At 57.7% G+C, this 20,586-nt stretch carries 18 protein-coding genes; 15 read left to right on the forward strand and 3 right to left on the reverse strand.

Annotated features, from left to right (window positions below; translation table 11 throughout):
• Positions 1-36 precede the first annotated feature (36 nt).
• Together mnmE and D777_RS13875 are read left to right on the forward strand one after the other, a co-directional pair.
• A complete protein-coding gene (gene mnmE / locus D777_RS13870) occupies positions 37-1,407 on the forward strand; it encodes a tRNA uridine-5-carboxymethylaminomethyl(34) synthesis GTPase MnmE (protein ID WP_036133285.1) in 1,371 nt (456 codons plus the stop codon).
• A gap of 13 nt (positions 1,408-1,420) precedes the next feature.
• Positions 1,421-2,083, forward strand: a complete 663-nt coding sequence (locus tag D777_RS13875) for a DUF2959 domain-containing protein (RefSeq protein ID WP_036133287.1) — start codon at positions 1,421-1,423, stop codon at positions 2,081-2,083.
• Between the two features lie 64 nt (positions 2,084-2,147).
• On the opposite strand, the gene thpD is transcribed toward D777_RS13875, so the two are convergent.
• The gene (gene thpD / locus D777_RS13880; protein ID WP_036133289.1) at positions 2,148-3,083 is read right to left on the reverse strand and encodes an ectoine hydroxylase; all 936 of its coding nucleotides are present in this window, start codon (positions 3,081-3,083) and stop codon (positions 2,148-2,150) included.
• 157 nt (positions 3,084-3,240) lie between these two features.
• The gene (locus D777_RS13885) at positions 3,241-5,061 is read right to left on the reverse strand and encodes an acyl-CoA dehydrogenase C-terminal domain-containing protein (protein ID WP_036133290.1); all 1,821 of its coding nucleotides are present in this window, start codon (positions 5,059-5,061) and stop codon (positions 3,241-3,243) included.
• Between the two features lie 321 nt (positions 5,062-5,382).
• On the opposite strand from D777_RS13885, the gene D777_RS13890 reads away from it, so the two are divergent.
• Genes D777_RS13890 through D777_RS13900 form a run of 3 tightly spaced genes read left to right on the forward strand, consistent with a single transcriptional unit; the run spans position 5,383 to position 10,151 of the window.
• On the forward strand, positions 5,383-5,871 hold the full coding sequence (locus D777_RS13890; protein WP_264673451.1) for a DUF3833 domain-containing protein: 489 nt from the start codon (positions 5,383-5,385) through the stop codon (positions 5,869-5,871).
• Between the two features lie 35 nt (positions 5,872-5,906).
• Positions 5,907-7,001: an efflux RND transporter periplasmic adaptor subunit gene (locus D777_RS13895; protein ID WP_036133294.1), complete on the forward strand. Its 1,095-nt coding sequence runs from the start codon at positions 5,907-5,909 to the stop codon at positions 6,999-7,001.
• Between the two features lie 3 nt (positions 7,002-7,004).
• A complete protein-coding gene (locus D777_RS13900; RefSeq protein ID WP_036133296.1) occupies positions 7,005-10,151 on the forward strand; it encodes an efflux RND transporter permease subunit in 3,147 nt (1,048 codons plus the stop codon).
• Positions 10,152-10,176: 25 nt separating this feature from the next.
• Here the strand turns inward: D777_RS13900 and D777_RS13905 are convergent, their stop codons facing one another.
• Positions 10,177-11,451 carry a sensor domain-containing phosphodiesterase gene (locus tag D777_RS13905; RefSeq protein ID WP_036133299.1) on the reverse strand — a complete coding sequence of 425 codons (1,275 nt, stop codon included), beginning with the start codon at positions 11,449-11,451 and terminating at the stop codon, positions 10,177-10,179.
• A gap of 220 nt (positions 11,452-11,671) precedes the next feature.
• On the opposite strand from D777_RS13905, the gene D777_RS13910 reads away from it, so the two are divergent.
• The 10 genes from D777_RS13910 to D777_RS13955 all read left to right on the forward strand — a co-directional run bounded on the left by D777_RS13910 (position 11,672) and on the right by D777_RS13955 (position 20,563).
• A complete protein-coding gene (locus D777_RS13910; RefSeq protein ID WP_036133300.1) occupies positions 11,672-12,970 on the forward strand; it encodes an MFS transporter in 1,299 nt (432 codons plus the stop codon).
• 328 nt (positions 12,971-13,298) lie between these two features.
• Complete coding sequence (gene mnmG, locus D777_RS13915) at positions 13,299-15,185, forward strand: tRNA uridine-5-carboxymethylaminomethyl(34) synthesis enzyme MnmG (protein ID WP_036133302.1); 1,887 nt, start codon at positions 13,299-13,301, stop codon at positions 15,183-15,185.
• Between the two features lie 7 nt (positions 15,186-15,192).
• Positions 15,193-15,837: a 16S rRNA (guanine(527)-N(7))-methyltransferase RsmG gene (gene rsmG / locus D777_RS13920; protein ID WP_036133304.1), complete on the forward strand. Its 645-nt coding sequence runs from the start codon at positions 15,193-15,195 to the stop codon at positions 15,835-15,837.
• Between the two features lie 19 nt (positions 15,838-15,856).
• Positions 15,857-16,651 carry a ParA family protein gene (locus D777_RS13925; protein ID WP_036133307.1) on the forward strand — a complete coding sequence of 265 codons (795 nt, stop codon included), beginning with the start codon at positions 15,857-15,859 and terminating at the stop codon, positions 16,649-16,651.
• A gap of 51 nt (positions 16,652-16,702) precedes the next feature.
• Positions 16,703-17,578 carry a ParB/RepB/Spo0J family partition protein gene (locus D777_RS13930; protein ID WP_036133424.1) on the forward strand — a complete coding sequence of 292 codons (876 nt, stop codon included), beginning with the start codon at positions 16,703-16,705 and terminating at the stop codon, positions 17,576-17,578.
• A 269-nt stretch (positions 17,579-17,847) separates the two neighbouring features.
• Positions 17,848-18,249: a F0F1 ATP synthase subunit I gene (locus D777_RS13935; RefSeq protein WP_036133309.1), complete on the forward strand. Its 402-nt coding sequence runs from the start codon at positions 17,848-17,850 to the stop codon at positions 18,247-18,249.
• A 19-nt stretch (positions 18,250-18,268) separates the two neighbouring features.
• Positions 18,269-19,141, forward strand: coding sequence for a F0F1 ATP synthase subunit A (atpB, locus tag D777_RS13940; protein ID WP_036133312.1), 873 nt, complete (start codon positions 18,269-18,271; stop codon positions 19,139-19,141).
• A gap of 74 nt (positions 19,142-19,215) precedes the next feature.
• Entirely contained in the window at positions 19,216-19,473 is a 258-nt protein-coding gene (gene atpE / locus D777_RS13945) for a F0F1 ATP synthase subunit C (RefSeq protein WP_012138088.1), read from the forward strand.
• A gap of 67 nt (positions 19,474-19,540) precedes the next feature.
• On the forward strand, positions 19,541-20,011 hold the full coding sequence (locus tag D777_RS13950; RefSeq protein ID WP_036133318.1) for a F0F1 ATP synthase subunit B: 471 nt from the start codon (positions 19,541-19,543) through the stop codon (positions 20,009-20,011).
• 15 nt (positions 20,012-20,026) lie between these two features.
• Complete coding sequence (locus D777_RS13955) at positions 20,027-20,563, forward strand: F0F1 ATP synthase subunit delta (RefSeq protein ID WP_036133321.1); 537 nt, start codon at positions 20,027-20,029, stop codon at positions 20,561-20,563.
• The last annotated feature ends 23 nt before the right edge of the window (positions 20,564-20,586 follow it).

Genomic DNA, 20,586 nt, shown 5'->3' on the forward strand with positions numbered 1-20,586 from the left:
AACGGGGCCTCTGTTGTTTATGGCCAAGGATCATTCATGAACCACAGTTCCGACACCATCGCAGCGATTGCCACCGCGCCCGGACAGGCCGGCGTCGGTATAGTCCGGGTTTCGGGACCGTCAGCAGCCGACATCGCCAGACAGATGCTCGGCTTCGAGCCCCGCCCCCGTTATGCACACTACGGCCCCTTCAAAGGTGCCGATGGTGAGCTGATTGATGAGGGAATTGGCCTCTTTTTCCCGAACCCCCACTCGTTTACCGGGGAAGATGTATTCGAGCTTCAGGGGCATGGCGGGACGGTGATTCTCGACGTCCTGTTGCGGGAGGTCTGTGCCCGTGGCGCCCGCCTGGCCCGGCCCGGGGAATTTTCCGAGCGGGCGTTCCTCAACGACAAGCTGGATCTGGCCCAGGCGGAAGCCATAGCCGACCTGATCGAGAGTAGCTCGGAGCAGGCAGCCCGTTGCGCGGTTCGGTCCATGCAGGGTGTTTTTTCCCGGCAGGTGGATGACCTGGTGGATGCGGTCACGCATTTGCGGATCTATGTGGAAGCGGCCATCGATTTTCCCGAGGAGGAAATTGATTTCCTCGCCGACGGCAAAGTCGCCACTGATCTTCAGGCGTTGCTGGAGCGGCTGGAAACCATACTTGCTGAAGCGCAACAGGGGACCATCCTGCGAGATGGTATGAAAGTGGTGATCGCCGGCCGCCCGAATGCCGGTAAGTCGAGTTTGCTCAATGCCCTGGCGGGTCGAGAGGCCGCCATTGTGACGGCCATTGAAGGGACGACCCGGGACGTGCTTCGGGAACATATCCACATTGATGGCATGCCGCTGCATATCATCGACACGGCGGGCCTCCGGGACAGCCCCGATGAAGTGGAACAGATCGGCATCGCCCGAGCCTGGGAGGAAATCCGTCAGGCAGACCGAATCCTTCTGATGGTGGATGCCACCACGACGGACAAAACGGAACCGCACGACATCTGGCCGGATTTCATCGATCAGCTGCCGGCGAAGGCGCCGGTGACCGTCATTCGCAACAAGGTGGATTTATCCAGTGAGCCTGTGGGTATCTTTGATGAGCCCGGCCAATCGGCTCCAGTCATCCGCTTGGCGGCAAAATCGGCAGACGGTCTTGAGGTTCTGAGAGACCACCTCAAACAGTGCATGGGGTTCGCCACCACCACCGAGGGTGGATTCCTGGCGCGCCGGCGGCACCTGGACGCTCTGGAACGAGCCAGGGATCTCATGGTGCAGGGGCAATCCCAGCTGGAAGGTTTTGGCGCGGGTGAGTTGCTGGCTGAAGACCTGCGAGCCGCCCAGGATGCCCTTGGTGAAATCACCGGGCATCTGACCCCGGATGAGCTGCTGGGCAAGATATTCAGTAGTTTCTGTATTGGAAAATAACAAGGACTCGCTCATGAAAGTTATCCACAACCTGACTGGTTTCTGGCTTCTGGCGCTGGTGGCTGCCCTGTTCACAACAGGCTGCAGCACGGTCTATTACGACACCATGGAAAAGCTCGGCTACGAAAAACGGGATATCCTGGTGGATCGGGTCGAAGACGCCCGGGATGCGCAGAGTGATGCCCAGGAGACCTTCCGTTCATCTCTGGCCCGGTTCCAGAGTGTGGTGGATACCCCGGACACGGAACTCAAGGCTCGCTACGAGGAAATCCGGGATGCCTATGAGGAGAGCCAGGAGTCGGCGGAAGAAGTCCGTGACCGGATCGAATCCGTTGAGGATGTCTCGGAAGCCCTGTTTGAGGAATGGGAAGATGAGCTGGATCTCTATGAGAGTGCCTCCCTGCGCCGCAGCAGCGAACGACAGCTTCGGGATACCCGCGAGCAGTACGAAAAGCTGATTGGTCGCATGCACAAGGCTGAATCACGCATGGAACCGGTACTCCAGGCGTTTGAAGACCAGGTTCTGTACCTCAAGCACAACCTCAATGCCCAGGCCATCGGAGCGCTTGAGAGTGAACTGGGCCGGATCCGTAGCGATGTGGACGCGCTGATTCGTAACATGGAGGCATCCATTGCCGAGTCTGAGGCGTTCATCCGGCGCTTCCAGAATCCCTGAATCGTATAAGCGGGATCGTTGAAGAGGGAAGCCGCCCGGCTTCCCTCTGAGTTATCCACAGGACTCAGCCGGTCCGTCGGGGTGAGTCCACCTCTATTGCCGTTAGCGCATCGGTATTGGTCCGGTTACCCAGAAATTCTGGTCTCGGCTTGTTGCCGCAGAACGGAGACTCCAGCCGGTTTTCCACGCTGTTGTAAACAAAAAACAGGTTACTCCTTGGACAGGGTGACATGTTTGCATTCGAAGCATGGAGCGTATTGCACTCGAATATGATCAGGGAACCGGCTGCCCCCGTCGGGGCCTGGATTCCATGCTGGTCGACCAGTTCGGCGAGGTCATCGTCGTTGGGAACGCCGAGCTCCTGCTTTTTCAGGGAAGACTTGTAGTTGTCTTCCGGGGTGCGGCCGACACAGGGTACAAAACGCTTGTGGGAGCCCGGTATCAGCATCAGCGGGCCGTTGAATGGTGTGTTGTCCGTCAACGCGATGGAAAAGCTCACCGCGCGCATTCTCGGCATTCCGTCTTCGGCATGCCAGGTCTCGAAATCGGAGTGCCAGTCGAAGCCCTTGCCATGAAAGCCGGGTTTGAAGTTGATTCGGGACTGGTGAATGTAGGCGTCGCTGCCCAGTAACTGGCGTACCATATCCAGGATTCTCGGATCCCTTGTCAGCCGATCAAACCGGTTCGAGAGCTCATGAACACCAAAGATTGAGCGTATTTCCCGCTTCCCGGGCTCGGTAATGGTGCCTTCTGAGCGCAAGACTTCATCATCATGCTCGTAGGCGCGCAGGTCGTCGCGGAACTGCCGGACGCTCTGTTGATCTAGAAAACCATTGAATACCAAGAAGCCATCGCGTTCATAGCGGGCAAGATCGGTCTCGCTGAGCGGGCCCTGTGTGCGGGATTCACCGCTGCTGTGGATAACCGGATCGAGCCGGTCGAAAGAGAGAGTGGGGCGTTCCAAGCGGGTGGGATAAAAGTCGTCAGCACGAGTTTCCATATTCGAACCTCCTTCTTTTATTGTGTGGTAGCTCTTTCAATCCTCAGAAAATGAATGGTTGATAGCATTAAGCCCATCAAAAACTTGGGATGCCTTATCCGGAATTCAAGGCAAAAAAATCCCGGGCCGTGGCCCGGGAGGGAAGTCACCGGGTTGGTTAACCGGTAAAGGCCATGTCGTCCGCATCCAGTTGCATCAGGTTGCTGGTCGGGCTGAGCATACTGGTGGCGTGGGTCTGGGCTCTGGGCAGCAGGCGCTCGTAATAAAACTCGGCCGTCGCAATCTTGGCGTTGTAGAACGCCTCGGATTCATCTCCGCCGTTGTCCAAACGATCCGCGGCCACAGCGGCTTGGCGGGCCCACATATAGGCCATGGTGACGTAGCCGCTGTACATCAGGAAGTCGTAGGCCGCTGAACTCACCACGTCGCGATCCTTGCGCGCAGCCAGCATGACCCGCACGGTCAGCAGGTTCCACTGGGCGGTCAGTTTCAGAAGCTCGACGGCAAATGGGCGCGTACGTTTGTTGGCCAGGTGCTTGCGGGCAAAGTTCGCCACTTTCAGGGTGAACTCGCGGACAGCGCCGCCCTGGGTCATCAACAGAACCTTACGGCCCAGCAAATCCAGCGCCTGGATACCGGTGGTGCCCTCATAAAGCGTGGCGATCCGGGTATCACGGACGATCTGCTCCATGCCGTGCTCGCGAATGTAGCCGTGGCCACCAAACACCTGCACACCGAGATTGGCCGCTTCGTTGCCGAGTTCGGTCAGGAACCCTTTCAGGATGGGCGTCAAAAAGCCCAGCTTGTCGTCGTATTTCTCGGCTTTCTTGGTGTCGCCCTCGGCATGGCCTTCCACCATATGGTCGGCCAGTCGGGCGGCGTAATACAGCATGGCGCGCCCGCCCTCGGCGATGGCCTTCTGGGTCAGCAGCATGCGGCGCACATCGGCATGGTGAATCAACGAGTCAGCCACCTGCTCCGGCTCTTTCTTGCCGGAGAGCGCGCGCATCGAACGACGCTCCTTGGCGTAATCCAGTGCCCACTGATAGGACAGCTCCGCAGGACCCACACCCTGAATCGCGGTACCGATCCGGGCGGTGTTCATGAAGGTGAACATGCACTCCAGGCCCTCATTTTCCGGGCCGATCAGGAAACCGGTGGCGCCATCGAAGTTCATCACGCAGGTTGCGGAGGCCTTGATGCCCATTTTCTTTTCCAGGCTGCCGCAGTTGACCCCGTTGCGCTCGCCCACACTGCCGTTCCCATCCGGCAGGAACTTGGGCACGATGAACAGGCTGATACCGCGGGTCCCCTTGGGGGCATCCGGCAAACGGGCGAGCACGATATGAACGATGTTTTCGGTCAGGTCATGGTCACCGGAGGAGATAAAGATCTTGGTGCCGGTCAGCTTGTAGCTGCCATCGGCCTGTGGCTCAGCCTTGGTTTTGACCTGACCGAGATCGGTGCCGCACTGGGGTTCGGTGAGGCACATGGTGCCGCCCCAGCGGCCTTCGGTCAGTGGGCCGAGGTAGGTCGCTTTCTGTTCCTCACTGCCATGCAGGTAGATGGTGTTCATTGCCCCCATGGACAGCCCCGGGTACATGGAAAAGGACCAGTTGGCCGTGCCCATCATTTCCTGCTTCAGCAGGCCCATGGAAGCCGGCAGCCCCTGGCCGCCAAAGTCTTCCGGCGCTGACAGGCCCTGCCAGCCCCCCATCACGTACTGGTCATAGGCTTCTTTGTAGCCCTTGGGTGTGGTCACTTCACCGTTTTCCAGTTTGCAACCTTCCTCGTCTCCGGACTGGTAGAGCGGGCTGAGGACTTCCTCGCAGAAGCGGCCACACTCGGTCAGGATGGCGTCAACGATGTCCGGGGTGGCGTTTTCACCGCTTTTCAGACTTTCATAATGCTTCGGATACTCAAACACATCGTTGAGCAGAAAATTCATATCGCGCAGGGGAGCCTTGTAGACCGGCATAACGATTCCTCTGTACCTGTCGTTAAATTGGGTTCGGATCACGACGGTGACCCTGATGCTTTTTGTTTTACGGGATTCCCGGGGTCCTGCCATTGACGAAAATCGCTGCCAACCCTGTCAAAATGATCAATTGGCCGAAATGACGATTTGGGTTTTGACGGCTTTTTCGACCTGATCGATGCTGGCTTTGGTTGCGTATGTCCTCCCTGATATCGCCATTAACGATCCTCATTCGCGAGTGTAAAAGTCATGCAAATTCGTTCTGTTAGAGCTTGTTTCGCTGGTTCGATCAGGTTGCTCTTAGTATTGTTCGGCGTATGGGTGTTGGTCGGATGTGCCGGTCCCTCGCTGGAGGATTACCAGGGGCGTAAACCCGTTTTGATTCCCTCGGACTTTTTCACCGGCGAACTTTCTGCCCGGGGGGTGGTCAAGGACATTTCTGGCGAGGTGATTCGGACATTTGATGCCGATATCTCGGCCTCCTGGAATGTCGAGGGTGTTGGCACCCTGGATGAAGAGTTCCGCTTCGATGATGGCGAGGTTCAGACCCGGGTCTGGACACTGATGCCGTCGGATGAGGGCTACCGTGCGACCGCCGGTGATGTGGTGGAGCCGGGTACCATGCGCTGGCAGGGAAACGCCATCCATATGAATTATGTCCTGAGGGTCGCCTACGGGGACGGTACTCTGGACGTGCGCATGGATGACTGGATGCATCTGGTGACACCGGACACAGTGATCAATCAAACAACCATGACGAAGTGGGGCATTGAGGTTGGCGAGGTGGTTCTCGTTATCCGGAAAAAATAGCCCCATCCTGACGACTGACGGGGTCTGGAACGCCTATGTGGAAGCAATGGATCATTGCACTGGTACTGGTCGCGGCCTCGGCAGCGGTAGCGCTGACATACCGCTCTCTGGATTCAAGTCATAGTGAATCGGCGATGGGTGAACGCCCGCCGAGCAAAGTGAACACGCATGCCCCGCAGGTGGATACGGTGACCGACGTGGTCAAGGCGGTGGGTAACTTGCAGGCCATGGACGCTGTTGCGCTGACGACTGAGGTCAGTGGCCGGATTGTGGAACTGAACCTTGCCCCCGGGCAGCACGTCAGCAAAGGCGATCTTCTGGTACGGCTGGATGATCGTCAGGCCAGGGCAGACCTGAATGTGATCGAGGCCCAGTTGGCGGACGCCCGCCGACAGTTCGAGCGGGCCCGGAGCCTGCGCTCCAACAACAGTATTTCCCAGTCCCAGGTGGATGAGCTGAGAACCGCCGTTGACGTTGCCGAGGCCCAGCGTCAGGCCGCCCGGGTGCGCCTGGAAAATCATCGTTTGCAGGCGCCGTTTGATGGTGTGGTCGGTCTGACGGACCTCAGCGTGGGCGCCTACGTCGCCATCGGAACGATCATCTCAACGCTGGATTCGGTCGATCCCATGGAGCTGAACTTTTCCATACCGGAGCGATTCCTTGCCGAAGTGAGTCTGGGCCAGCCGGTGAGTGGGCGGTCTCCGGCATTCCCGGAGACCTCTTTTACTGGCGAGCTGGTCGAGCTTGGCAGCCGCATCAACGAGCTGAGCCGAACCCTGCCGGTTCGTGCCCTGATCGATAACCCGGACGGCAAGTTGCGCCCCGGCCAGTTTATGTCGGCCTCGCTCACCCTTCGCCAGCGCCAGGCGCTGGTGATTCCCGAGCAGGCGGTAATGATTCGCGGCGATGAAACCTATGTCTTTTTAGCTGTGGACGGCACGGCACAGCGACGAAGTGTCGTGCTGGGGTCGCGGATGCCGGGGCGGGTCGAAATTGCCGAGGGCCTCTCGGCCGAGGATTTGGTGATTGTCACCGGTCAGGATCGTCTCAGCAGTGGAGACCGGATTCGCGTGGTGGACGAGGACAGTGCTATTCCGGACAACCGGTTCGCCGGTTCCATGGAGTCCTGATCCGTGATTCTCTCCGATGTCTCCATCAAGCGACCGGTCTTCGCGACGGTACTGAGTCTACTGATCGTGGTGTTCGGCCTGGCTGCCCTGTTGGGATTGCCAGTGCGGGAATACCCGGATATCGACCCGCCGGTGGTGTCCATTTCCACGGATTACACCGGTGCCGCCGCCGAGGTGGTGGACACCCAGATTACCCAGGTGATCGAGGGCGCCATCAGCGGTATCGAGGGTATTCGATCCATAGAATCATCCACAGAGCAGGGTGAATCCCGCACCAGCATCGAGTTTTCCACAACCCGGGATGTGGATATCGCTGCCAACGATGTCCGCGATGCGGTATCCCGTGTTGCCAACCAGCTACCGGATGAAGCCGATCCTCCGGTGGTCCGGAAGGCCGATTCTGATGCCCGCCCGATGATGTGGGTCACCTTGCGCAGCGATGTCTGGGACAGTGCCGAACTCAGCGATTTTGCCGACCGGGTGCTGGCTGACCGGCTGTCGGTGCTGGACGGCGTGGCGGATGTCCGTATCGGAGGTGAGCGTCGCTATGCCATTCGTGTGTGGCTGGATCGGGAGCGCCTGGCCGCCCGAAACATCACCGTTGCGGAAGTGGAGCAAGCCCTTCGGGCCAACAACGTCGAGCTGCCGGCCGGGTCGGTCGCCTCGTCGACGCGGAACTTCACCGTTCGGGCTGAGGGAAGGTTATCCACAGTCGAACAGTTCCGGGACCTGGTGATTCGCCGTGATGGCAACGACCTGTTGCGATTGGGAGAAGTGGCCAACGTGCAGATGGGGGTCGAGTCGGACGTCAGTCGGTTACGGGCTAACGGTCAGACCGCCATCGGTATGGGGATAATCCGGCAATCCAAGGCCAACACCGTGGCAGTCTCCGATGCCGTGCAGGCGGAGCTGGAGAAAATCCGCGAAACGTTGCCGCCGGAAGTGACCATTGCCGAAAGTTATGATGAGTCCATCTTCATCCGGGCCTCAATCAAGGAAGTCGTGACCACCCTGGCCATTGCGGTGTCACTGGTAATACTCGTCATATTCCTGTTCCTGCGTTCCTGGCGCGCAACCCTCATTCCTGCAGTAACGATCCCGGTGGCGGTGATCGGTGCCTTTATCGGTCTGGGTTTTCTCGGCTTCTCCATCAACGTGCTGACTTTGCTGGCCGTCATTCTGGCCATCGGCCTGGTGGTGGATGATGCCATCGTGATGCTGGAAAACATCCAGCGTCGGATCGACGCCGGTGAGCCGCCGCTGTTGGCCTCCTATCGGGGGGCAAAGCAGGTGGCCTTTGCGGTGATTGCCACCACCCTGACACTGGTGGCGGTGTTTGTGCCGATCTCCTTTATGGGGGGCAACATTGGTCGCTTGTTTGCCGAATTCGGTTTTACCCTGGCGGCGGCTGTCGTGGTCTCAAGTCTGGTGGCACTGACCCTGGCCCCCATGCTTTGCTCCAAGTGGCTACGCCACAGCCCCGAGACGGTGGAGGGGCATCGGCTCTGGGCCGCCAGCGAGAAGGTGCTGAACGGTTTGACCCACGGCTATGAGCGCATGCTCCGGTTTTCGCTGAATCAACCCGGCCTCCTGCTGGGGCTGGGGATTGTCGGCTTTATCATCGCCATTGTGATATTCCCGAAGTTGCCGCAGGAGTTGGCGCCGACGGAAGATCGCGGGGTGATCATCATGCCAACCAGCGCTCCGCGGGGGTCAACGGTGGAGTATACCGACCATTACGTACGCCAGGCCGAGCAGCAACTGTTGCCCTACCTCGATCAGGGGGTGGCGAACCGGTTGCTGTCCATCGTTGGTTTCCGGAATGAGGAGGATAACGCCTTCATGATCTTGGGGCTGGTGCCCTGGGAGGATCGGACCATCAAGCAGCAGCAAATCACCAGCGAGCTGCGGGGTAAACTCAGCGAGGTATCCGGCATTCGAACCGTGGCGGTTAATCCGCCGGGGCTCGGCCAACGGGGATTCAGTCAGCCGGTGGAATTTGTGGTGGCCGGGCCGGATTATGAGTCGGTCCAGGCCTGGAGTGAAGAGATCGTCGAACGGGCTGGGGAAAACCCCAATCTTCTCAATCTTGAGACCGATTTTGAGCTCACTCGTCCGGAACTCAGGGTCAGTATTGATCGCGAGCGGGCCGCCGATCTCGATATTACGGTCGAGGACGTGGGGCTGACGCTGCAGACCATGCTGGCGTCCCGGCAGGTCACCACCTACCTTGACCGGGGTCGGGAATACGATGTGATTGTGCAGGCGGCGGATGCGGACCGGGCAACGCCAGCGGATCTTGGCCAGATCTTCCTGCGACCGAGGGCTGGCGGCGCGTTGATACCGCTCCAGGCTCTGGTCTCTGTGGATGAAGTGGGCGCCAACCCGGATCTGCGTCGCATTGACCGGCTGCCGGCGGTGGTCATTAGCGCTTCGTTGGCTGAAGGGTATGATCTGGGTTCGGCGCTGAACTATCTGAACAATCTGGCTGTGGATAACCTGCCACCGGAGGCGAGGGTGAGTTACAAGGGACTGTCCCGGGAGTTTGAGGAATCCTCGGCGGCCATCTACGTGACCTTCGGCCTGGCCTTCGTCATCGTCTTTCTGGTGCTGGCGGCCCAGTTCGAGAGCTGGATTCATCCCCTGATTATCATGCTGGCGGTCCCGTTGGCTGTTACCGGGGCATTGCTGGCACTGTTGTGGTCTGGGATCAGTCTTAATATCTACAGCCAGATCGGCATCATCATGTTGTTGGGGTTGATGGCCAAGAACGGAATACTGATCGTGGAATTCGCCAACCAGTTACGGGATCGGGGGTACGAAGTCCGCGACGCGATTCTTGAAGGCGCCTGCCTGCGTTTTCGGCCGGTGTTGATGACCACCATTTCCACGGTGTTTGGCGCCGTCCCCCTGGTGGTGGCCACGGGCGCCGGTGCAGAGAGTAGGGCAGCCATTGGCGCAGTGATCCTCGGAGGTCTGATCTTTGCCACCACTCTGACCCTGTTTATTATTCCGGTGCTCTATAACCTGCTGGCACGATTCGCCAAATCCGCCAACGCGATCGAAAAAGAGCTGGAACACCAGGCTTCCGGGTTTGCCGGCGGTGCCGGGACGGCATCTGCACCCCGCAGCAAGGCCGACGAAGTCTGACTGGCGGCGGGGTAGGGGCCGTGCATTAAAGAGTAGTCGGAAACAGGATCTTGCCGGAGAACACGTCGTCGGGGTGGATATCCACACACAGTACCTGTTTTCCCTCCGGTGTGTGCAGGCCTGTGGATAACGTAATGGTCCGGCGGGCATCCGGCAGGGCAACGTAAGGGCGTGAGCTGTTGATGTGGTTGGGTCTTTCCAGCGCGTTGCGGAAATATTCCCGGTGGGCCCAATTCGCCCCGGCTGACTGATAAAGCGGGTTGAATCGTGCCGCCTGGTCGCTGTGGTGAGTGTGGGCCAGGTTGCCCTGCTGCACTCCATTGTGATCAAGCAGGAAACTGCGTTTAACACCGTCGATTTGCAGCAGTCGCTGGCAAACCTGGCGAAACGGGTTGCCCCTTATCAGCTCATGGCTGGCGTCGAGGATTTCGAAGCGGAGCAATCGGAGGTAGTTCTCCTGGTCCTGGGTGTCCTGCAGTGACCATTTGCTGGAATCTGTCACCACCGACCGCAAGCGGTTTTCTGTGTTAGCGCGGGTGCTGTCATCAATATGGCCAGGCCGGGCAAACAAGTACCCCTGCAAAAGATCCGCTTCGGTTTCCAGGGCGATTCTTGCCTGAGTCCTGTTTTCGATCCCCTCAAGCAAAACCAGGCTTCCGCTCTCACGAATCATGCGCACCAGGCTCTCGAGCAGCAGTCTTGCCCGGACGTTTTTCTCGGCATTCACGAGCAGTGTCCGGTCGAGTTTGACGATCATCGGGTTGATCAGCCAGAGCCGCTCGAAATTGGAATCCCCCTGGCCAAAATCGTCAATCGCGATCTGGAACCCATGATGTCGGGCCCTGTGGATAAATGCCATCAAGGCATCGGGATCGTCGCTGGCGGTTTCCACCAGTTCCAGAACAACCCTGTCCGGGGGGAGTCCGTTGCTTGCGCAGAGCTTCACCAGGTCATCCAGGGATGCGTCGTTTACAACGCAGGTCCCGGGATCGATATTGAGGAACAACCAGACAGGGCTCGAAGCATCGGAAAAGGTATTCAGGTGAATATTCAGCAGATGCTGGTCCAGTTCCGGCATCTGTCCACGCTCGGTGGCCATGCGGAACAGATCAACCGGGGAAACCGCTTGCTGGTTCCGGGTCACTCTAACCAGAGCCTCGTAACCCACGAGCTTTTGATGAGTCGGGCTGACGATTGGTTGATACACCGATCTGAAATCATGGCTGTGGATAAGTTCAGGTTCGGGCTCTTCTGGTGCCTGTCTTTGATTTTGTCTGGAAAGTCGAACTACGCTGCTCATGGTCAGGAATCCTGGTTACAACTGAGCCTTCCTGGCCACCGGGTTCATGGGTTGGGGTAGTTTGTTTGGCAGGTATCGTGCCAGGTTGCTGATTATGTGAATAAATTGCGGTTTAATCACAATGAACCTGCAAGTGTTCCCGGTTCTTGCTCCCAGTCGCGCACTTCAACGGTGCGTTGAACGTGGCGGTTTTTGAGGCGCGCACCAAAAAGGATCTTCTATGGCTTCGCACAGCCAGTTTCGATTACTCGGGCAACGGCGTTTTCTGCCGTTCTATCTGACTCAGTTTTCGGGGGCCTTCAACGACAATCTGTATAAAAATGCCCTGTTGCTGTTGATCACTTTCAGTGCGGGCAGCGTTCTGGGGCTGTCGGTCAACGTGGTGGTCAATGTAGCGGCGTTTCTCTTCATCCTTCCGTTTTTTCTGTTTTCCGGCATTGCCGGACAGATCGCAGATCATTATGAAAAATCCCGGATTATCCGGGCGGTCAAGGCGCTTGAGATTGTCATCATGGTGCTGGCGGCTGTCGGGTTATGGTTTGGCTGGTACGCCTGGTTGCTGGTGCTGTTGTTTCTGATGGGTACTCAATCCACCTTCTTTGGCCCGGTCAAATACGCCATCCTGCCCCAGGTGCTGGAGGATGACGAGCTGGTTGGCGGCAATGGTCTGGTGGGAATGGGGACGTTTGTCGCCATCCTGTTGGGCACGATTGCCGCCGGTCTCCTGATGGGCTTGGAATCTGCCGCGCGGTTCACCGCCGTTGCGGTTGTCCTGATGGCGGTGCTGGGTTACCTGGCGGCCCGTCAGGTGCCGGCGACGCATGATGTAACGCCTGCCGTGACTGTTCGCTTTCGCCCCATCCGGGAAACCTGGCACCTGATGGCCGTTGCCGCCGAGCGTCGACCGGTACTGTTGGCGGTGTTGGCCATCTCCTGGTTCTGGTTTCTTGGCGCTGCCTACCTCACGCAATTCCCGAACTTTGCCCGGGTCAATCTGCTCGGGGATGAGTCCGTGGTCACCCTGTTGCTGGCCATGTTCACCGTCGGTATTTCCATTGGCTCCATGCTCTGCGAGCGCATCACCAAACACCGGATAACGCTGGTCCCGGTACCTTGGGGGGCGTTGGGGCTGACGCTGTTGGGGATTGATCTGTATTTCGCCGTGCCGGACGACCCGGCCAGTTCCACCTGGTGGACACTGATCTCCGACCCCGTCTATCTCCGGGTGCTGCTCGATCTGGTGGGTATCGGTGTCTGCGGAGGCCTGTTTATTGTGCCGTTGTACGCGTTTATCCAGCATGAAACCCCTGTGGATAAGCGGGCGAGGATCATCGCGGCGCTGAATGTGATCAATGCGCTGTTCATGGTGGTCAGTGCCCTGGCGGGTATCGTGTTCCTCGGACTGCTGGAGTTCACCATTCCCGGCTTTCTTCTCCTGCTGTCACTGATGAATGCCCTGGTGTGGCTGCTGGTCTGGCGCTTACGTCGCCGGGCACCGGCGTATTCTGTGGATAATTGATTGAATAATCCGGGAGCAAACTCTGAATTAAATTTTAATTTCATATATAAAACAGCAGCTTAATGTAAATTTTAGTGGTGTTCGGGGCACCGGACATCTGTGGATAAGTTATTTGAAAACTTTTCTGAAAAGGTTCGCCCAAGCCTATGAAAAAACGACTATTTCGGTATCTGCTTACCAAATGATCAGAAAATAGTCGGCGGTTACGAGGGGGGAATGCTTTTTTCTCGCCCTCTGTCTGGTTAAAATTTGCACATTCAGACTGCAATTTTTCCCGCCAGGCGTTATACTGCGCGGCCTTATTTTTCCCCGATTTCCGAGGTGAGCTGTGGATTTTCCGACACGTTTCGATGTGATTGTCATTGGTGGTGGCCATGCCGGTACCGAAGCTGCTCTGGCAGCGGCGCGTATGGGCTCGCAGACCCTGCTGCTGACCCACAACATCGAGACGCTGGGGCAGATGTCCTGTAACCCCGCCATCGGTGGTATCGGGAAAAGCCATCTGGTTAAGGAAATCGATGCCCTGGGTGGCGCCATGGCTCGCGCCACCGACAAGGGCGGCATCCAGTTCCGGGTATTGAACAGCCGTAAAGGTCCGGCGGTTCGGGCCACCCGTGCCCAGGCCGACCGTGTACTCTACAAGGCGGCGATCCGGGAAATCCTGGAGAACCAGCCGAATCTGACGCTGTTTCAGCAAGCGGCCGATGACCTGATTGTGGAAAACGATCAGGCGGTAGGCGTGGTGACACAGACGGGTATCCGGTTTCACGCCAAGACCGTGGTGCTGACCACCGGTACCTTCCTCGGTGGCGTTATCCACATCGGTATGCAGAACCACGCCGGCGGCCGTGCCGGAGATGCCCCCGCGAATGCGCTGGCCAAACGGTTACGGGAATTGCCGTTCAATGTCGGTCGCCTGAAAACCGGCACACCACCGCGGATTGACGCCCGGACTGTGGATTTCTCGGTGATGGACCAGCAGTGGGGAGACACCCCCGCACCGGTGATGTCGTTCATCGGAAGCCGGGATGAACACCCGGAGCAGGTGTGTTGCTATGTTACCCGCACCACAGAGCAGACCCACGATATCATCCGCAGTGGCTTTGACCGTTCACCGATGTTTGCCGGTGCCATCGAGGGCGTCGGCCCGCGTTATTGTCCGTCCATCGAGGACAAGGTTAACCGGTTTGCCGATAAGGATTCGCACCAGATCTTCGTCGAGCCCGAAGGGTTAACCACCAACGAGCTTTATCCGAACGGCATATCCACCAGCCTGCCGTTTGATATCCAGCTGGCTGCGGTACGCTCGATTCCGGGGTTTGAGAACGCCCACATCACCCGCCCGGGCTACGCCATCGAGTACGATTACCTGAATCCTCAGGATCTGCGTCACACGCTCGAAACCAAGTTTATCCAGGGCCTCTATTTCGCCGGCCAGATCAACGGTACGACCGGCTACGAAGAAGCCGGCGCCCAGGGCCTGCTGGCTGGCATCAACGCTGCGCTGAAGGCCCAGGACAAGGATGAGTGGTATCCGCGCCGGGATGAAGCCTATCTGGGTGTGCTGGTGGATGATCTGATCACCATGGGCACCAACGAGCCGTACCGGATGTTCACCAGCCGGGCGGAATACCGGTTGATCCTTCGGGAAGACAACGCGGATCTGCGTCTCACCGAAACTGGCCGCAAGCTGGGGTTGGTGGATGACGAGCGCTGGCAGAAGTTTAATGACAAGCGCGACGGCATCGTCCGTGAGCGTAGCCGCCTGGAAAGTACCCGGATTCATCCGAACACCGAGGCTGGCGAGCGCGCCAATGGCTTCCTCAAACAGCCGATGACCCGGGATCAGTCGCTGGCCGAGCTGTTGCGTCGTCCGGAGATCGATTACGGCCACATCGCCGAGATCGGCGCCGAGCGTGCCGAAGACCCGAATGTGGCGGATCAGGTAGAGATCGAGATCAAGTACGAGGGCTATATCTCTCGCCAGGCTGATGAAATCGAACGCCTGCGCCGGAACGAAAATACCGCCTTGCCGCTGGACCTGGACTACGATGTGATCGGTGGTCTTTCCAACGAAATCAAGCAGAAGCTCAAGGATGTGCGCCCGGAAACCGTGGCCCAGGCCTCCAGGATTCAGGGGGTGACCCCGGCTGCGGTGAGCCAGATTCTTGTGCACCTGAAGAAACGGGACCTGCTTCGCAAACAAAGCGCCTGATATCATCATGACCAATCCTCAATGGCCGCGTCAGCTCCGGGACGGGCTGGCCGCTATGAACCTGTCCCTGAGTGAAGGCCAGCAGCAGCAACTGTTGGCCTTTCTGGCTTTGCTGAACAAGTGGAACAAGGCGTATAACCTCACCGCAGTGCGAGACGAGCGGGAAATGGTGTCTCGCCAGTTGCTGGACAGCCTCAGCATTCTGCCCTGGGTCACCACCGACCATCTGCTCGATGTAGGCGCCGGTGGTGGCTTGCCGGGCATTCCCCTGGCCATTGCATTGCCGGAGCGGCGGTTTACCCTGCTGGACAGTAATGGCAAGAAGACTCGCTTTCTGAACCAGTGTGTACTCGAGCTGGGGCTGGATAACGTGGATGTGATCCATGGCCGTGCCGAGGCCTGTCAGCCGGAACAGCCATTCACCCAGATCAGTAGCCGCGCCTTCACCGCTCTGGAAAACCTGGTGGACTGGTGTGGTCAACTGCTGGCAAAAGACGGGGAGTTCCTTGCCATGAAAGGTCAGTTTCCGGATGATGAGGTGGCTGCCCTACCCGCTGGCTGGAAGGTGATGTCCCATCATTTCCTCGACGTTCCCGGTGCGGACGGAGAGCGCCACCTGCTGGTGGTGACCCGGGCAGATCAATCCCAATAACCCACGACAGGAGGCGAGCATGGCGCGCGTGATTGCAGTGACCAATCAGAAAGGCGGTGTGGGCAAGACCACCACCTGCGTCAATCTTGCAGCCTCGCTGGCCGCTATAAAACGCCGGGTTCTGTTGGTGGATATGGATCCACAGGGTAACGCCACCATGGGCAGCGGTGTGGATAAAAACGCCCTGGAACTGTCCGGCTATGATCTCCTGACCAAACGGGCGAGCGCCTCGGAGGTGATTTTCCTGGCCGAAGCATCCGGCTTCGACATCCTGCCCGCCAACGGCGACCTGACGGCGGCGGAAGTCGAACTGATGAATGAAATCGGTCGTGAGCACCGGCTGCGCCTTGCCCTGAATACCGTTCGTGAAAACTACGACTACATTCTGATCGATTGCCCGCCTTCACTAAGCTTGTTGACTGTAAACGCACTCTCGGCGGCCGATACCGTGCTGATCCCCATGCAGTGCGAATATTACGCCCTTGAGGGGCTGGCGGCCCTGATGAACACGGTAGAGCAGATTCAGGAAACCGTGAACCCGAATCTCCAGGTCGAGGGCATCCTGCGGACCATGTACGACCCCCGCAACAGTCTGACCCTCGATGTCTCGGGACAGCTCAGCGAGTATTTTGGCGACAAGGTCTACCGCGCGGTTATTCCAAGGAACGTGCGCCTGGCGGAGGCACCGAGTTATGGCATGCCGGCTCTGAAGTATGATCGCGGTTCCAAGGGTGCGGTGGCATATCTGGCACTTGCGGGCGAGATGGTCCGTCGCCACGGCTCGAAAAAGACATCCGCAGCGGTTGCGGTGTAACATACCACGCCACTGCAACGACGAATTTCAACGGGAAGAATGACTGACACCATGGCGGCGAAGAAACGAGGATTGGGTGAGCGAGGCCTGGGCGCATTGCTCGCAGGCTCCAAGGTGAACCTGGATCAGGAGCTGAAAGACCACGATGGTGAGCTCCGGGAAGTCCCGATCGATCTCATTCAGCGTGGCCGCTACCAGCCCCGTCGGGACATGGATCCCGCCGCATTGCAGGAACTGGCGGATTCCATTCGTCAGCAAGGCGTCATGCAGCCGGTTGTTGTCCGCCCCGTCGAGGAAGGTCGTTACGAACTGATTGCCGGTGAGCGCCGCTGGCGCGCGACCCAAATGGCCGAGTTGGACAGCATTCCGGCGATCATTCGCGATGTACCCGACGAAGCCGCCATCGCCATGGCGCTGATCGAGAACATCCAGCGCGAAAACCTGAACCCGATTGAAGAGGCTTTTGCGTTACAGCGCCTGCAGGACGAATTCGGTCTGACCCAGGCTCAGGTGGCGGAAGCGGTGGGTAAGTCCCGTACCACCATTACCAACCTGTTGCGGTTGATCGGCCTGACTGAAGATGTGCGACTGATGCTGGAGCACGGAGATCTGGAAATGGGGCACGGCCGGGCCATGCTGACCCTGCCACCGGAACAGCAGATGCAGGTGGCGAAACAGGTTGTCGCCAAATCTTTGTCGGTACGCCAGACCGAGGCGCTTGTGCGACGGCTACAACAGCAGTCGCCCGGGCAGGCAGATGCCGGAAAGCCGGCACTGGATCCCAATATCCGGGCGCTACAGGATGACCTTTCGGAGCGCCTGGGTGCCAAGGTTGCTATCAATCACGGGCAGCGTGGTAAAGGCAAACTGGTGATTGAATACAGTTCCTTAGACGAGCTTGATGGCATCTTGGGCCACATCAAATAACTCGACTGGATTTTCACCATCTTTCGGCCCCCTACCAAAGTTCGTAATCGTGAACTTCCACAACATCTAGTGGTGTTCAGAGGCTGACTTACCTATTTGTGTCTGCTATCCCGAAAAACCCGTGGTTATGCCGTTTTCATCCGGTTTTGTGGAACGGGGTTTTGTTGATTCGTGCACATTGAACACATATAATCTCGGCGCTCGTATTGGTGTATTTGCTTATTTTTTGAACTGAATCGGGCAAAAAATACCGTATTTTCGGGAAAAACATGACGAAGGCAACTCCGAGCGGTATCCGCCGCCCGCCCATCGCACGATGGTTTGTAATAGAAAGTGTGGTACTTGTCTTCGTAAGCCTGGTGTTCCTCTTTTTACGTGGCCAGGTTTCCGGTTATTCAGCGCTTGTGGGCGGCCTCATTTTTCTGCTGCCCCACGGTTACTTTGCGCTCAAGGCATTCCGCTACTCCGGCGCGCGGTCTGCCAAGAAGATCATGAGTTCTTTTTACCAGGGTGAGGCCGGCAAGCTCATCCTGTGCGCCATCCTCTTTACGATGGTGTTTAAATGGATTCAGCCGCTTGATATTGCGGCACTTTTTTTAACATTTGCGATCATGCTGGTCACCAACTGGTTGACACCGCTTCTCGCGGGCAGCAATACGCAGCAAAGCTAACTGGACCTGGGAACCCGTTATGGCAGGAAGTGCATCCGAATATATAAAGCATCACCTCCAGAACCTGACCTACGGAAAACTGCCGGCAGGCTATGAGCGCGCCGACGGTACCGTAGTTGACCAAGCAACCTGGACATTGGCACACAATGCCCAGGAAGCCTCCGACATGGGCTTTTGGGCCCTGCACGTCGACTCGCTCGGCTGGTCAGTGGCGCTTGGCCTTATTTTCGTCATTCTTTTCCGCATGGCAGCCAAGCGTGCCACCTCTGAACAGCCTGGTGGCCTTCAGAACTTCGTGGAAGTCATGATTGAATTCGTGGACAACAGCGTCAAGGAAACCTTCCACGGCAAGAACAAGGTCATCGCACCACTGGCGCTGACCATTTTCTGCTGGGTTTTCCTGATGAACCTGATGGACCTTGTGCCGGTCGACTTCCTGCCACAGCTGTTCCACCTGATGGGCGCTGATTACATGAAGGTCGTTCCGACCACAGACGTAAACATCACTCTGGGTATGTCCCTGTCTGTGTTTGCACTGATCATCTTCTACAGTCTGAAGGTCAAGGGTGTGGGTGGCTTCGTAGGCGAGCTGACCCTGCACCCCTTCTCCTCTGACAACCTGATTCTGAAGATCATTCTGATCCCGGTGAACCTGCTGCTGGAGGGCGTGAGCCTGATCGCCAAGCCGATCTCACTGGCACTGCGTCTGTTCGGTAACCTGTACGCCGGCGAGCTGATCTTCATCCTGATTGCACTACTGCCGTTCTGGGCGCAGTGGGCACTGTCTGTACCCTGGGCGATTTTCCACATCCTGGTCATCACCCTGCAGGCATTCATCTTTATGATGCTGACGATCGTGTACCTGAGCATGGCTCACGAAGACAGTCACTGATCGGACGTTATTAAACCGTAGTTTGAAACCCTAACCGTTAAACTGAAAACCTAAACTGAAAACTGGGAGTTGTTATGGAAACTGTAGTTGGAATGACCGCGATTGCTGTTGCACTGCTGATCGGCCTGGGTGCCCTGGGTACTGCAATCGGCTTTGGTATCCTCGGTGGTAAGTTCCTGGAAGGCGCTGCGCGTCAGCCGGAAATGACCCCGATGCTGCAGGTTAAGATGTTCATCGTTGCTGGTCTGCTTGACGCCGTAACCATGATCGGTGTTGGTATCGCACTGTTCTTCACTTTCGCCAACCCGTTTGTCGGCCAGATCGCCGGTTAATCGAGTCTCCAACCGGGGGATGACTCCGGTCAGATGATTCTTAACAAAACAGGCGAGAGGTGAAGACGTGAACATTAATTTGACGATGATTGGTCAAGCCATCGCGTTCTTTATCTTTGTCGTTTTCTGCATGAAATACGTGTGGCCGCCGATCATGGCCGCACTGCAGGAACGTCAAAAGAAGATCGCTGACGGCCTGGCTGCTTCAGACCGTGCTGCGCGCGATCTGGAACTGGCTCAGGAAAAGTCAGCTCAGGAACTGCGTGAAGCCAAGCAGCAAGCTGCGGCCCTGATTGAGCAGGCCAACAAGCGCGCCAACCAGATCGTGGAAGCGTCCAAGGACGATGCCCGCAAGGAAGGTGAGAAGCTGATTGAGCAGGCCAAGGCCGAAATTGAACAGGAGCGCAATCAGGCTCGTGACGCGTTGCGTGCAGAAGTTGCCGCGATCGCAGTCTCCGGTGCTGAGAAGATCCTGGAAACCTCTGTCGATGCCTCCAAGCACAACGAAATGTTGGACAAACTGGCGGCAGAACTCTAAACGACGAGGTTCATCATGGCAGAACTGAGAACGCTGGCCCGTCCATACGCTAAAGCAGCATTTGCTGCCGCTCAGGAGCATAAACAGCTGGCTGAGTGGGCCCAGGTGCTGACCGTTGCAGGACAGGTCACTGCGAATGAAGACATTCGACAGCTTCTCGCGAATCCGGGACTGGAAGAGCAGAAGAAGTCCGAACTGATTCTGGAGATCGCCGAAAACGGCGTGACCGATCAGGTTCGCAACTTTTTCGCGGTACTGGCGGAAAACCGCCGCCTGGCTCTTCTTCCTGAGATTGCAGCGCTCTTCAACACGTACCGGGCTGATCTGGAGCGCACTGTTGATATCGACGTCACTGCCGCATTCGAGCTGACGGACGAACAGCAACAGAAGCTCGCCCAGGCGCTTTCCGAAAAACTGGAGCGGCAAGTGTCACTCGCAGCGTCAATGGACAAGTCTCTGATCGGTGGTGTGATTATCCGCACCGGTGATCTGGTTATTGACGCATCTGTACGCGGAAAGCTGAACAAGCTGGCGGACGCTCTGGGCTCCTGATTTCAGCACAAGGTTTGAGGATA

The organism is Marinobacter nitratireducens, from assembly GCF_000708045.1.
GTDB classification, from domain to species: Bacteria; Pseudomonadota; Gammaproteobacteria; order Pseudomonadales; family Oleiphilaceae; genus Marinobacter; species Marinobacter nitratireducens.